12 protein-coding genes, 1 tRNA gene and 1 pseudogene are annotated in these 13,237 nt (G+C 72.8%); 11 read left to right on the forward strand and 3 right to left on the reverse strand.

The genetic code is table 11. From position 1 onward, the window contains the following. The first annotated feature begins 30 nt into the window (after positions 1 to 30). Positions 31 to 900, forward strand: a complete 870-nt coding sequence (locus ACTWP5_RS08420; RefSeq protein WP_443220144.1) for a GNAT family N-acetyltransferase — start codon at positions 31 to 33, stop codon at positions 898 to 900. A gap of 97 nt (positions 901 to 997) precedes the next feature. Here the strand turns inward: ACTWP5_RS08420 and ACTWP5_RS08425 are convergent, their stop codons facing one another. Next, a complete protein-coding gene (locus ACTWP5_RS08425; RefSeq protein ID WP_443220145.1) occupies positions 998 to 1,501 on the reverse strand; it encodes a DsbA family protein in 504 nt (167 codons plus the stop codon). A gap of 100 nt (positions 1,502 to 1,601) precedes the next feature. Here ACTWP5_RS08425 and ACTWP5_RS08430 point away from each other — a divergent pair, with 100 nt between their 5' ends. Together ACTWP5_RS08430 and ACTWP5_RS08435 are read left to right on the forward strand one after the other, a co-directional pair. Next, a complete protein-coding gene (locus tag ACTWP5_RS08430; RefSeq protein WP_443220146.1) occupies positions 1,602 to 2,018 on the forward strand; it encodes a hypothetical protein in 417 nt (138 codons plus the stop codon). A 166-nt stretch (positions 2,019 to 2,184) separates the two neighbouring features. After that, the gene (locus ACTWP5_RS08435) at positions 2,185 to 2,388 is read left to right on the forward strand and encodes a hypothetical protein (protein WP_443220147.1); all 204 of its coding nucleotides are present in this window, start codon (positions 2,185 to 2,187) and stop codon (positions 2,386 to 2,388) included. Positions 2,389 to 2,505: 117 nt separating this feature from the next. On the opposite strand, the gene ACTWP5_RS08440 is transcribed toward ACTWP5_RS08435, so the two are convergent. Next, complete coding sequence (locus tag ACTWP5_RS08440; RefSeq protein WP_003959770.1) at positions 2,506 to 2,919, reverse strand: SsgA family sporulation/cell division regulator; 414 nt, start codon at positions 2,917 to 2,919, stop codon at positions 2,506 to 2,508. Between the two features lie 521 nt (positions 2,920 to 3,440). Here ACTWP5_RS08440 and ACTWP5_RS08445 point away from each other — a divergent pair. The 3 genes from ACTWP5_RS08445 to ACTWP5_RS08455 all read left to right on the forward strand — a co-directional run bounded on the left by ACTWP5_RS08445 (position 3,441) and on the right by ACTWP5_RS08455 (position 6,375). Next, positions 3,441 to 3,512 (forward strand) — tRNA-Val (locus ACTWP5_RS08445). Between the two features lie 218 nt (positions 3,513 to 3,730). Beyond that, positions 3,731 to 5,710: a threonine--tRNA ligase gene (gene thrS / locus ACTWP5_RS08450; RefSeq protein WP_443220148.1), complete on the forward strand. Its 1,980-nt coding sequence runs from the start codon at positions 3,731 to 3,733 to the stop codon at positions 5,708 to 5,710. A 104-nt stretch (positions 5,711 to 5,814) separates the two neighbouring features. Then, a complete protein-coding gene (locus ACTWP5_RS08455; protein WP_443220149.1) occupies positions 5,815 to 6,375 on the forward strand; it encodes an HIT family protein in 561 nt (186 codons plus the stop codon). A gap of 45 nt (positions 6,376 to 6,420) precedes the next feature. On the opposite strand, the gene ACTWP5_RS08460 is transcribed toward ACTWP5_RS08455, so the two are convergent. Further along, positions 6,421 to 8,073 (reverse strand): hypothetical protein, encoded by a 1,653-nt coding sequence (locus ACTWP5_RS08460; protein WP_443220150.1) that lies wholly within the window; start codon positions 8,071 to 8,073, stop codon positions 6,421 to 6,423. Positions 8,074 to 8,344: 271 nt separating this feature from the next. Between ACTWP5_RS08460 and pgsA the strand changes: the two are divergent. The 5 genes and pseudogenes from pgsA to pdxS all read left to right on the forward strand — a co-directional run. Beyond that, a pseudogene (gene pgsA, locus ACTWP5_RS08465) lies at positions 8,345 to 8,998 on the forward strand (phosphatidylinositol phosphate synthase); the annotation flags it as partial. Between the two features lie 206 nt (positions 8,999 to 9,204). Further along, positions 9,205 to 10,242, forward strand: a complete 1,038-nt coding sequence (locus ACTWP5_RS08470) for a phosphatidylinositol mannoside acyltransferase (protein ID WP_443220151.1) — start codon at positions 9,205 to 9,207, stop codon at positions 10,240 to 10,242. Beyond that, positions 10,239 to 11,399 carry a glycosyltransferase family 4 protein gene (locus tag ACTWP5_RS08475; RefSeq protein WP_443220152.1) on the forward strand — a complete coding sequence of 387 codons (1,161 nt, stop codon included), beginning with the start codon at positions 10,239 to 10,241 and terminating at the stop codon, positions 11,397 to 11,399. Before ACTWP5_RS08470 ends, ACTWP5_RS08475 begins: the two co-directional genes overlap by 4 nt. A 66-nt stretch (positions 11,400 to 11,465) precedes the next feature. Further along, positions 11,466 to 11,999: a hypothetical protein gene (locus ACTWP5_RS08480; RefSeq protein ID WP_443220153.1), complete on the forward strand. Its 534-nt coding sequence runs from the start codon at positions 11,466 to 11,468 to the stop codon at positions 11,997 to 11,999. A 275-nt stretch (positions 12,000 to 12,274) separates the two neighbouring features. Continuing rightward, a complete protein-coding gene (pdxS, locus tag ACTWP5_RS08485; RefSeq protein ID WP_443220154.1) occupies positions 12,275 to 13,198 on the forward strand; it encodes a pyridoxal 5'-phosphate synthase lyase subunit PdxS in 924 nt (307 codons plus the stop codon). The last annotated feature ends 39 nt before the right edge of the window (positions 13,199 to 13,237 follow it).

The following is a 13,237-nucleotide window of genomic DNA, read 5'->3' on the forward strand; positions in this document are numbered from 1 at the left end:
AGTGGGGCTCGCGGACGCAGGGAGGCGGCGATGACCACGACGGTGCGGCCGAGCGGGCCGCTCGCGCACACCCCGGACGGCGGGCGGTCCCGCGCCTTCCTCGTCTGCGACAACGGCCGCCCCGTCGGGGAGCTGCGCCTGTCGGCCGAGGGTCCGACGGGCGGCTCGACCGGCTGGATCGCGCACCTGAGCGTCGAGGAGGGCGCGCGTCGGCGCGGGCGGGCCACGGTCGCGGCCCTGGCGGCCGAGGAGATCCTGCGGGGGTGGGGATGCGTACGGCTGGCGGCCCGCGTGCCCGCGTCCGCCACGGCCGGCCTGGCGCTCGCCTCCGCCCTCGGGTACGCGGAGAGCCGCCGCACCATGGTCAAGTCCGTCACCGGGCAGGCGCCACCGCCCCCTGCCGAGGGCAGCTCGCTCCGCCCGATGTCGGCGGCCGAGTTCTCCGTCTGGCTCGCCGAGGACCGCGCCCGGATGATCGCCGACGGCACCGGCCGTGGCCTGACACCCGAGGAGGCCGCGCGGCGCGTGGACGACGGCCATCGCCGGCTGCTGCCGGAGGGCGTGGCCACGACGGGGGCGGCGCTGCGGGTGCTCACCCGCGCCGACGTTCCCGGGCGGGTCGTGGGCAGCCTCTGGGTCGCCCTGGCTGAGCGCCTGCCGCCGGGCATGGACGGCGTCGACGGCGCCGGATACGTCTACGCGGTCGCGGTGGCGGCCGACCAGCGCGGCCGCGGGCACGGCCGCGCGCTGATGGAGGAGGCGGAGCGCCTGTGCCGGGACGCGGGCCTGGGCCGCGTCGGCCTCAGCGTGGCGGCGGACAACGCCGTCGCCCGCCGGCTCTACGACGCGCTCGGGTACCGGACGCGGGAGCTGCACCTGTCCAAGCCGCTGCTCGGCTGACCCCGTGGCCGGCGGCGCCGGGAACGGGAGACGGACAACGGACAAGGGAACGGGCCGGGTTCGGCGCGGGGCCGTGCCGCCCGTCGTCCGGTCCGCGTCAGGCGAGCAGTCGCTCGGCGATCGCGGTGATCCGCTCCCGCAGACCCTCCTGGCTCCTGCCGCCGTCCAGCCGCTCGTCGCCGATCACGTACGTGGGCGTCCCGGTGACGCCGATGGCCTGCCCCTCGGCGTGGTCGGCGTCGACGGCCAGCAGGTGGCGCCCGTCGATCAGCGCCGTGGCCACCTCCTCGGCGTCGAGCCCGAGCTCTCCGGCCACCTCGGCCAGCAGCGGCTCGCCCCGCTTGGTCAGCTCCTCGGTGCGGGCCAGCAACGCCGCGCAGTACTCCTCGCCCCGTCCCTGGGCGTACGCCTCCTCGGCCGCCTGCGCCGCCGCGAGGGCGTGACGGTGGCGGGGGAGGGGGAAGTGGCGCCGACGGATCACCAGGGTCGTGCCGAACCGTTCGCGCAGGGCGCGCAGGTCCGCCTCGGCCCGGTGGCAGTCGGGGCACTCGAGGTCGCACCAGACCTCCAGCACGACGCGGTGCGGGCTCGTCTCGCTCATGGCGCCCCAGTCTTCCACCCCGGCGGGTGATCCCCGAAATATCCCTGATCCCCCGCCGTGGCCATGGCTTCGCCGGGGGGTGAGGAGGCACGATGGATAGATGCTGATTGGCACCGTCTGCACCCTGATATCCGCGGCCGGGCTCGGCGTGGCGCTGCTGGTGGCGCGCCGGCGTCGGTACGCGGCCGCGTTGCGGATCGCCGCCGTGGCCCTGCTGCCCGTGGGGCTGGCCATGACCGGCGTGGTGCGCTTCGTCGTCAACATGACCTTCAACCCCGTCGCCTGGGCGGGTTTCGGGGTGCTGGCCGTCGCCGTGCTGATGTTCCTCTCCGCCCGCCTTGCGGAGGGGCGGGGGCGCGCGGCGCGCGTGGAGCGCGGTGCCGCGGGCGCCGCCGCTCCCGAACCGCCCGCGGGAGGGCGGCGCGGCCTCACCCGCAGGGGTGGCGGCGGTGGTCGGTCGGATGACGCCTCGGACTTCTCCGAGATCGAGGAGATCCTGCGCAAGCACGGCATCTGAGGTCGGGCGGGACGGCGTGACGTCCGCCCGGCGGCACGGGATCGCAGGTCAGGACCGCACGGTGCACAGCACCTGGACGCACGCAGACCGAACTTTAGCGAATTTCCGGGCAAGAAGGGTGTGTTGATCGCGACGAGGGCTTCGCTTGGGTCATGATCGCCGCGACATGGCGCACATCACGAGGGAGTACGCTCCCGAACCCACGAACCGATCCCAGGGATCCCACCCAGCCGAGCCGGCGACGCACGTCGCCCCCGCCGAGGGGCGGGGTTGTCTGTTCGCGCTCTCGCAGCCGCCGTTGATCCTCTTCCTGACGGTCATCGGCGCCCTGCTGCTCATCACGGGGGTGTACGACCAGTTCCTGCTGTGAGGTGGTCGGTCGGTCCGCCCTCGCGTGACCCGGTGTTCTCCTCTCCTCCGCCGTCCTGCTGTCGCCGGTCCCGCGCCGTCGCCCCGAGTCAGACGGCGCGGAGAACCGGCGAGTCTGTCAGCTCTCCGCGAGGATGTGGGAGAGCTCCGTGTCGAGATCGAAGTGGCGGTGCTCCGTGCCGGGTGGCACCGCGGCGTCGGTCCGCTTCAGGAACGACTCCAGCGCGCGCGCCGGAGCCTCCAGCAACGCCTCGCCCTCGGGTGAGCTGAGGGCGATGCAGACGACTCCCTGCCCGTGGCTGCGTGACGGCCACACCCGCACGTCGCCAGTGCCGGTGGGGCGGTGGAGTCCTTCGGCCAGCAGATCGCGGGCGAATACCCACTCGACGGTTTCCTCGGCTCCCGTGTGGAACGTGGCATGGACGGCGTAGGGATCGGCCGTGTCATACCGCAGCCCCGCGGGTACAGGTAGCGATGACTCGCTCGAAACTACGAGGCGCAGGTGCAGCTCGCAGCTGACCGTGGTGTTCATAAGCGCCAGGGCCTTTCGCTCAGTGTGCGCTCGGGGATTCGCACGTCGGCGCAATCGACATGCCACAAACGACCCGGTTGTAAACACCTCTGAGGAAAATGTGGCGATTAACATCATTCCAATGGACGAATGCCTATATCTGATAAGGCAATATGAATCGTTACACGCCGGGTTGGTGAAATCGGAAACATTCGGTCGCGAGCGCCCGAGGTAGCCCGTAAACGGAATCGTCGCCGGTTTCGGGCGGCGAAGGAGGGCCGGTCCGGCTCGTCCGACGGGCGGCGTGGGCCTCCCCGCCTTCCTTCCCCCGACCTCCGGCACCGCACCCCGGTCCGCGGCCGGCGCTCCATGGGCCGCTTCGACGAGCCGCGCGGCCCGGAGCCCTGGGCTCCGCGACGGGCGCCCGCGCCCCGCCCCCGAGTTCGGCGCCCGGGCGCCGGGAGAGCGGTCCGCGGAAGAGGGTTTGGATGAGGGGCGTGGAGCCCTGTATGGTTCTCTCCGTGCCGCAGGGCACGACTCCCGGGCGATTAGCTCAGCGGGAGAGCGCTTCGTTCACACCGAAGAGGTCACTGGTTCGATCCCAGTATCGCCCACCCCGGAAAGGCCGGCCGCGTCCGACGCGGCCGGCCTTTCGTCACGTCGGTGGCCGTGCGGCGGCGGCCCCGCCCCTCCGTGGCGACGGCTCGCGATCGATGCTCCGGCGGCCCGCGTTTCGCGGCGCCGACGCGTGGCCCGGTAGCATGCGCTCTCGGCGTGGCCACCGCCGCGCCCGCTGCTCGCAGCCGCCACCGTCACGAGTCAGGAGAGACCGGTGTCCGAGGTCCGTGTGGTCATTCGACGCGATTCCGAGTGGGAACAGCGCGTGGTGACCACGGGTACGACCGCCGCCGCGCTCTTCGAGGGCGAGCGGTCCGTCATCGCCGCCCGCGTCGGCGGCACCCTGCGAGACCTGGCCCATCCGCTCGCCGAGGGCGACGAGGTCGAGCCTGTCGCGATCGACTCCCCCGACGGCCTCGACATCCTGCGCCACTCCACGGCGCACGTCCTCGCCCAGGCCGTGCAGGACCTCTTCCCCGACGCGCGGCTCGGCATCGGCCCGCCCATCCGGGACGGCTTCTACTACGACTTCGACGTCGAGCAGCCCTTCCAGCCCGAGGACCTGGGGCGGATCGAGAAGCGGATGCAGCAGATCGTCAAGCAGGGCCAGCGTTTCTCCCGACGCGCGGTCAGCGACGAGCAGGCGCGCGCCGAACTCGCCGAAGAGCCGTACAAGCTGGAGCTGATCGGCCTCAAGGGCTCTGCCGCGCAGGAGGCGGAGGGCGCCGCCGCCGAGGTCGGCGAGGGCGAGTTGACGATCTACGACAACCTCGACGCCGCCACCGGCGAGCTGTGCTGGAAGGACCTGTGCCGGGGGCCGCACCTGCCCAGCACCCGTCTCGTCCCGGCGTTCAAGCTGATGCGCAGCGCCGCCGCCTACTGGCGCGGCAGCGAGAAGAACCCGCAGTTGCAGCGCATCTACGGCACCGCGTGGCCGACCAGGGACGAGCTGAAGGCCCACCTCGCCTTCCTCGCGGAGGCCGAGCGCCGCGACCACCGCCGCCTCGGCACCGAGCTCGACCTCTTCTCCATTCCCGAGGAACTCGGCTCGGGTCTCGCGGTCTTCCATCCGAAGGGCGGCGTCGTGCGCCGCGTGATGGAGGACTACTCGCGCCAGCGACACGAGGACGAGGGATACGAGTTCGTCAACACCCCGCACATCTCGAAGGCGCGACTCTTCGAGACCTCCGGGCATCTTCCGAACTACGCCGAGTCGATGTTCCCGCCCATGGAATTCGAGGGGCAGGACTATTACCTCAAGGCGATGAACTGCCCGATGCACAACCTGATCTTCCGGGCGCGTGGGCGGTCGTACCGGGAATTGCCGTTGCGGCTTTTCGAGTTCGGCACGGTCTATCGCTACGAGAAGTCCGGAGTGGTCCACGGCCTGACCCGTGCCCGCGGGTTCACCCAGGACGACTCCCACATCTACTGCACCAGGGAACAGATGGCCGGTGAGCTGGACTCGCTGCTCACCTTCGTCCTCGGCCTGCTGCGCGACTACGGTCTGTCCGACTTCTACCTGGAGCTGTCCACCCGCGACGACTCGGGCAAGTTCATCGGCGAGCACGAGGAGTGGGAGGAGGCCACCGAGGCCCTGCGACAGGCCGCGCAGAAGCAGGGGCTCGAACTGGTCCTCGATCCGGGCGGCGCCGCGTACTACGGTCCGAAGATCTCCGTCCAGGCCAGGGACGCCATCGGCCGCAGCTGGCAGATGTCCACCATCCAGGTCGACTTCCAGCAGCCCAAGCGCTTCGCCCTGGAGTACACCGCCGCCGACGGTTCGCGGCAGCAGCCCGTCATGATCCACCGGGCGCTCTTCGGCTCGATCGAGCGCTTCTTCGCCGTGCTGTTGGAGCACTACGCCGGCGCCTTCCCTCCCTGGCTCGCCCCGGTGCAGGCGGTCGGCATCCCCATCGGCGACGCCCACGTGCCCTACCTGCGCCAGTTCGCGGCCGAGGCGAAGGAGCTCCGGCTGCGGGTGGAGGTGGACGCCTCCAGCGACCGCATGCAGAAGAAGATCCGCAACGCGCAGCGCTCCAAGGTCCCGTTCATGGTCATCGCGGGAGACGAGGACATCGCGAACGACGCGGTCAGCTTCCGCTACCGCGACGGCACCCAGAAGAACGGCATCCCCCGCTCCGAGGCGCTGCGGGAGATCGCCGACGCCGTGGCGCGGCGCGTCCAGGTCTAAGGGAGCGCCGGGCGACCGAGTGACGACGGACGGCCTCCACCGCCCCCGCGACCGGTGTCCGGCGGGGGCGTGAGGCAGTGCTCCGCGCCACACCGCGTGGCCATATGCTGGCCCCCATGAGCAGCGAGCCGGAGCAGCAGATCGGGGTGGGCACGCCGGACGCGTTCCAACGTCTGTGGACCCCTCACCGGATGGCCTACATCCAGGGCGAGGGCAAGCCCAGCGGCCCCGGCGCGGGGGACGGCTGCCCGTTCTGCGCGATCCCGGAGAAGAGCGACGAGGACGGTCTGGTCATCGCCCGCGGCGAGGCGGTGTACGCCGTCCTCAACCTCTACCCCTACAGCCCGGGGCACCTGATGGTGGTGCCCTACCGCCACGTGGCGGACTACACGGAGCTGACCGCCGAGGAGACCGTGGAGCTGGCCGCGCTGACCAAGCGGGCCATGGCGGCGATCCGCACCGCCTCCGGGGCCCACGGCTTCAACATCGGCATGAACCAGGGCGCGGTCGCCGGCGCCGGCATCGCCGCCCACCTGCACCAGCACGTGGTGCCCCGGTGGGCGGGGGACGCCAACTTCATGCCGGTGGTCGGCCACACCAAGGTGCTGCCGCAACTGCTGGGCGACACCCGGCGGATGGTCGCCGCGGCCTGGCCCACCGACTGACGGGGCCGGCCACCGACGGACGACGCCCGGTGAGGGCGCCGCCGGTCACATCGCGTGCCTGTCCACCTTCGCCGGCGACGGGGCCTGCACCTGGCCGCTGAGCGACTGCGAGCGCGACTCGAAGTTCGAGATGTCCACGCCGTTCTCCTCCAGCACGCGGAAGGCCGCGGTGTGGGCGACGCGCAGGATCGGCGTCACGGCGCGCAGCGCGTCGTCCGCCTGGAAGCGCCGGTCCCAGTGGTCGGTCGTGGCCCAGGTGTGGCGCAGCCCGAACGGCTCGGGCAGCGTGAGCGTCCCGCCCCAGGCGTCCAACAGCTTGGGGAACCAGGTCAGCGGCGCGCGCGCCGCGAGCCGCACCACCTCCCGCACCTCGACCAGTGGCAGCGGGCGGTCGACCTTCTTCCAGAACTTCACCGGGTGGCGGACCTTCTTCGACTTCGACCCCGGCTTCTTGTAGAAGAAGCCGTGCAGCGGGCCGAGGGAGTATCCCGTCACCTCGATCCGCAGCGTGTAGTGCAGGACCGTCACCGAGATCATGACGGTGATCACGAGCGATCCGCCGCGCAGCACGAACTGCACGCCCACGTAGTGCCGGTCGTCGCTGTCGAACTGCTGCTCGTTGCAGATCCGTTGGACCTCCACCGAGCTGAAGCTGAAGCCGTCCGACGCGTCCCCGCTCGGGCGGCTCACCTCGCTCGCCCCGCCCACGTCGCGGACTATCCAGTGGACTATCGACGGCGTCGGGAAGCCGCCGGTGTGCAGCGGGCCCCGCTCCAGGAGCCTGAGCTGGTCGTGGATGGCGCGGGCCACGTCCCAGCTGCGGAACGGGTCGATGTCCCGCCCCGGGTCCCTGGGGCGCATCTCCTCGGCGAGCTGCCAGGCGCACCAGCGCACGCCCATGCCGTGTATGCCCTGCTCGGGCCCGCCGTAGTAGATGAGGTTGCTGCTCTGCTCGGCGGCGAGCTTGGCCAACGCCACCCGCAGCCGCTCCGCCTCGGCGTCGTTCGGGTTCTGCGGGACCGCCTCGGGGACGCGGGCGCCGCCGCCCCCGCCACCCACCAGGTTGCCCCAGTTCTCCCGCAGGGCCCTGGCGGTGCGTTCGCACAGCTGCCGGGCCCAGAGCCAGCCCAGGACCGGGGCCACCAGCGAGGCCCAGGCGTAGATCAGCAGCACCCCGTTCAACGGCGCCCGCACCAGCAGCAGCACGAGCAGCGCCACCACGCCGACGAGCGCCGCCATGCCGAAGGCGCCCGCCCGCTTGTCCTGGGCGCCCGCGATGGTGCGCCGCAGCTGGAACAGCCCGAGCCACACGGCGACGCCGGGCAGGAACAGCACCCCGAACACGAGCATGACCGTGGTCAGTCGCCGGTCGCGCTGCCTGCGCAGGCGCTTGGCCGCCAGGCTCTGCTCGACCACCGTCTGCGGCTCGGCGCCGAAGGACTGGATCAGCGGCTTGCGTCCCGCGTCCAGCATCCGGGTCTCGATGGCGCGCGTGAACGCCTCCCCGAGGTCCGGCTCCAGCAGCGTGAACCGGCCCTTCTTCACGGAGGCGCCCTCGTTGGCCTCACGTATGTCCTCGGGTTTGACGCCCTCCCGGTAGGCGACGGAGGCGATCGCCTGGCTGATGCCGGTGTGACCCACCCCCACGCCCGAGAGAGGGACCTGCGCCCCCGGAGCGAAGTCGAACTCCAACGCCATCGCCGACCCCCAGTCGGATCCCTAGTCCCGCATCGCGCCGCCGACAGGCCCGTTCCCAGTCGGAGGGCCCCACACACCTGCCGCGTGCGGCCGGTGACCGTCCGGAGGCGGTCACGCGGTGCCGCGCGGCGAGGACGGCGCGGTGATCAGCGTAGCGGCGGGGCGGGGTCGCTGCCGACGGCCGCTGCGCGGCCTCCCCCACGGCGTGGCTACGATGGGCCCTGTCGGTGGCCGAACATCAATACGGCCCGCTGCGACCCATGGGAAGGTCATGCTCAACAAGTACGCGCGTGCTTTCTTCACGCGTGTCCTCACGCCGTTCGCCGCCCTGCTGCTCAGGCTCGGGGTGAGTCCGGACGCGGTGACGCTCTTCGGCACGGTGGGCGTCATGACGGGGGCGCTGGCCTTCTTTCCCCGAGGCGAGTTCTTCTGGGGCAGCTTCGTCATCACGTTGTTCGTCTTCTCCGACATGGTCGACGGCAACATGGCGCGGCAGGCCGGCTCCTCCAGCCGCTGGGGCGCGTTCCTGGACTCCACCCTCGACCGCCTCGCCGACGCCGCGATCTTCTCGGGCCTCGCGCTGTGGTACGCCGGCGAGGGCGACAACCTCACGCTGTGCTCCGTCGCGCTGTTCTGCCTGGCCAGCGGCCAGGTCGTGTCGTACACCAAGGCCAGGGGCAACAGCATCGGCCTGCCCGTCGCGGTGAACGGCCTCGTCGAGCGCGCCGAGCGGCTGGTGATCACCCTGGTCCTCGCCGGCTTCGCCGGCTTCGAGACCACCTTCGGGGTGCCGCACATCGGCGTGCTGCTGCCGATCGCGCTGTGGGTGGTCGCCGTGGGCAGCCTGGTCACGCTGGTGCAGCGGGTCGTCACCGTTCGCAGGGAGGCCGCCGAGGCGGACGCGGAGGCGGAGGGCGCCGGGGAGAGGACCGAGGCCGGGAGCGCGACGGGATCCGAAGCCGAGACGGAGACCGAGACCGAGGCCGGGGAGACGAAGGCCACGGCGGCGCACGGAGTCCGAAGCCGGCCCGCCCACAGCCCCGGGGAGGGCTCCACGCCGGAGGCGCGCGCCGACGCGGCCGGCGGGCCGGGGACGCGCGGCCACGGGCAGGGCCGGCGGAGCGGCCCGGCATGAGGGATCGGGCGACGTCGGCGCTGTACGGAGCGGCGTGGACCACCATCAAGCGCCTCCCCGAGCCGGCGGCGCGCGCCCTGGGCCGCCGCGTCGCGGACACCGCCTGGCGCCGGCGTGGCCCCGGTGTGCGCCGGCTGGAGTCCAACCTCGCCCGGGTGGTGCCCACCGCCTCGCCCGCCGAGCTGCGTGATCTCAGCCGTGCCGGCATGCGGTCCTACCTGCGGTACTGGATGGAGGCGTTCCGGCTGTCCGTCTGGTCCGCCGACCGCATCCGTGAGAGCTTCGCCCCCGAGGGCGCCGAGCACCTCACCGAGGCGCTCGACAGCGGCCGCGGCGCCGTCGTCGTGCTGCCGCACATGGCGAACTGGGACCTGGCGGGGGCGTGGGTCGTCACCGAGATCGGCGTCCCCTTCGCCACCGTCGCCGAGCGCCTCAAGCCCGAGACGCTCTTCGACCGCTTCGTCGCCTACCGGGAGCAGCTCGGCATGGAGGTGCTGGCCCACACCGGCGGCACCTCGTTCGGCAGGCTCGCCCAGCGGCTGCGCAAGGGCGGCCTCGTCTGCCTCGTCGCCGACCGGGATCTGTCGGCCGCGGGCATCGAGGTCGACTTCTTCGGGCAGGGCGCGCGGATGCCCGCGGGACCGGCCATCCTGGCCCTCCAGACGGGGGCCGCCCTCCTGCCGGTGACCCTCTGGTACGACGAGCCGCCCGTGATGAACGGCCGCATCCACGCTCCCGTCCCCGTGCCCGAGACCGGGACGCGGGCGGAGAAGGCGCGCGTAATGACCCAGGCGGTCGCCGACCACTTCGCCGCGGGCATCGCCGCGCACCCGCACGACTGGCACATGCTCCAGCGGCTGTGGACGGCCGACGTCGGCCGCTCGGCGGAGCCGACAGGGCCGACAGGGCCGGCGGGTCCGGAGGATCCGGCGGGTCCGGTCGAGGACGCGGGGGCGGCGGGGAGCACGGCGGCGCGACGCGGCGACGTCGCCGAGGGCGGCGGAGCGGACAGGACCGGGAGGCGCAGCGGGTGAGGATCGGCATCGTCTGCCCGTACTCCTGGGACGTGCCCGGCGGCGTCCAGTTCCACGTGCGCGACCTGGCCGAGCACCTGATCCGCCTCGGCCACCACGTGTCGGTCCTCGCGCCCGCCGACGACGACACCCCGTTGCCGCCCTACGTCGTCTCCGCCGGCCGTGCCGTCCCCGTGCCCTACAACGGCTCGGTCGCCCGCCTGAACTTCGGGTTCCTCTCCGCCGCCCGCGTCAGGCGCTGGGTCCACGAGGGCGACTTCGAGGTGCTCCACATCCACGAGCCGGCGGCACCCTCCCTGGCGCTGCTGACCTGCTGGGCGGCCCGGGGCCCGATCGTCGCCACCTTCCACACCTCCAACCCGCGCTCGCGGGCCATGATCGCCGCCTACCCCATCCTCCAGCCGGCGCTGGAGAAGATCAGCGCGCGCATAGCGGTCAGCGAGTACGCCCGCCGCACGCTCGTGGAGCACCTGGGCGGCGACGCCGTCGTCATCCCCAACGGCGTGGACGTCGACTTCTTCGCCGACGCCGAGCCCAAGGCCGAGTGGCAGGGCGGCACGATCGGCTTCATCGGCCGCATCGACGAGCCCCGCAAGGGACTGCCGGTGCTGATGCGGGCGCTGCCGCGGATCCTCGCCTCCCACCCCGACACCCGGCTGCTCGTGGCGGGCCGCGGCGCCGAGCGGGAGGCCCTCGCCCTGCTGCCCGAGCAGGCCCGCCAGAGCGTCACGTTCCTCGGCATGGTCAGCGACGAGGACAAGGCGCGCCTGCTGCGCAGCGTCGACGTGTACGTGGCGCCGAACACCGGCGGCGAGAGCTTCGGGATCATCCTCGTGGAGGCCCTGTCCGCGGGCGCCCCCGTGCTCGCCAGCGACCTCGACGCGTTCGCCCAGGTGCTCGACGGCGGCGCGGCCGGCGAGCTGTTCCCGAACGAGAACGCCGAGGCGCTGGCCGACGCCGCGGCGCGGCTGCTGTCCGATCCAGCCCGCCGGGCTGAGCTGCGCGAGCGCGGCAGCCGGCACGTGCGCCGCTTCGACTGGTCGACCGTCGGCTCCGACATCCTCGCCGTCTACGAGACGGTCACCGCCGGCGCCGGCGCGGTGGCGCCCGACGACCGCGCCGGCTGGCTCAGCCGTCTCGGCTTCGCCCGGGACTGAAGCCCCGGGCGCGCCGCCCGTCCCCCGCGGCCGGCGCCCCGGCCGCCACCGGTAGGGTTACCGGGCGTGACAACCGTCGTCTGGATCGCCGGCGCGCTGCTGCTCGTCGCGGTCTACCTCGTCTGGACCGCCGGGCGGCTGGACCGGCTGCACGCCCGCCTCGACGCCGCGCGGGCGGCGCTCGACGCGCAGCTGCTGCGCCGCGCCTCCATCGCCCAGGAACTCGCCACCGCAGGCGTGCTCGACCCGGTCGCCTCCATGGTCCTCTACCAGGCGGCCCACGCGGCACGGCTGGCCGAGGACGAGCAGCGCGAGGTCGCCGAGAGCGAGCTGAGCCAGGCGCTGCGCGCCGTCTTCGCCGAGGACACGCAGGTGCGGGCGGTCCGTGACGCGCCCGGCGGCGAGGCGTCCGCGGAGGAGCTGGTCGCGGCGGTGCGCCGGGTGCCCATGGCCCGGCGCTTCCACAACGACGCGGTGCGCGCCGCCCGCGCGCTGCGCCGTCACCGCACCGTGCGGTGGTTCCGGCTCGCCGGGCACGCGCCGTTCCCCCTCGCCTTCGAGATGGACGACGAGCCGCCCCGGGCACTCGAACCCTCCTGACCCCCTCGCGAGCCGGCGCGACGACGTGGCCACGACGAGTGGCCACGACGAGGGGACGCGTCCGCAGGCCACCCGAGACCGATTGGCCCTTTCCGTTCCCGTGGTGGCGCGGTGTCATCGCTGGAGGGGGCGGCCCGGGTCGTCGCCGACCGCCGTTCGTGGCTTCTGTCCGAACAGACCTACGATGGTGGTGGCCGGCGTCCGTCCCGGCGCGTGCCCCGCGTCCCGTTCACGCCGCACCCGTCCACCGTCTCCGTTGAGTGAGGTCAGCTCCCGTGTCCAGCCCTGCCCCCAGCACGCCGTCCACCCCCCAGGCCCCCGCCACCGGCACCGCCCGGGTCAAGCGCGGCATGGCCGAGCAGCTCAAGGGCGGCGTGATCATGGACGTCGTCACGCCGGACCAGGCGAAGATCGCCGAGGACGCCGGCGCGGTGGCGGTCATGGCCCTCGAACGCGTCCCCGCCGACATCCGCAAGGACGGCGGCGTGGCCCGCATGTCCGACCCCGACATGATCGAGGGCATCATCGAGGCCGTCTCCATACCCGTGATGGCCAAGTCCCGGATCGGGCACCTCGTCGAGGCCCAGGTCCTCCAGGCCCTCGGCGTCGACTACATCGACGAGTCCGAGGTCCTCACGCCCGCCGACGAGGTCAACCACACGGACAAGTGGGCCTTCACCACCCCGTTCGTCTGCGGCGCCACCAACCTCGGCGAGGCGCTGCGGCGGATCTCCGAGGGCGCGGCCATGATCCGTTCCAAGGGCGAGGCCGGCACGGGCAACGTCGTCGAGGCCGTGCGCCACATGCGGCAGATCCGCGGCGACATCGCCCGCCTCAGGGGACTGGACCGCCACGAGCTGTACGCCGCCGCCAAGGAGCTGCGCGCCCCGTACGAGCTGGTCAAGGAGGTCGCCGAGCTCGGCAAGCTGCCCGTGGTGCTCTTCTCCGCCGGCGGCGTGGCGACCCCGGCGGACGCGGCGCTGATGTGCCAGCTCGGCGCCGAGGGCGTCTTCGTCGGCTCCGGGATCTTCAAGTCCGGTGACCCCGCCAGGCGCGCCGCCGCCATCGTCAAGGCCACCACCTTCCACGACGACCCGAAGGTCATCGCGGACGTCTCGCGCGGCCTGGGCGAGGCCATGGTCGGCATCAACATGGACACCCTCTCCGACACCGAGCGCTACGCGGGTCGCGGTTGGTGACGCGGCGACCGAAGGCACCACGGCGAGCGGAGGCAGCAC

The organism is Streptomyces sp. 4N509B, from assembly GCF_052245655.1.
In the GTDB taxonomy this organism is placed as follows: Bacteria; Actinomycetota; Actinomycetes; order Streptomycetales; family Streptomycetaceae; genus Streptomyces.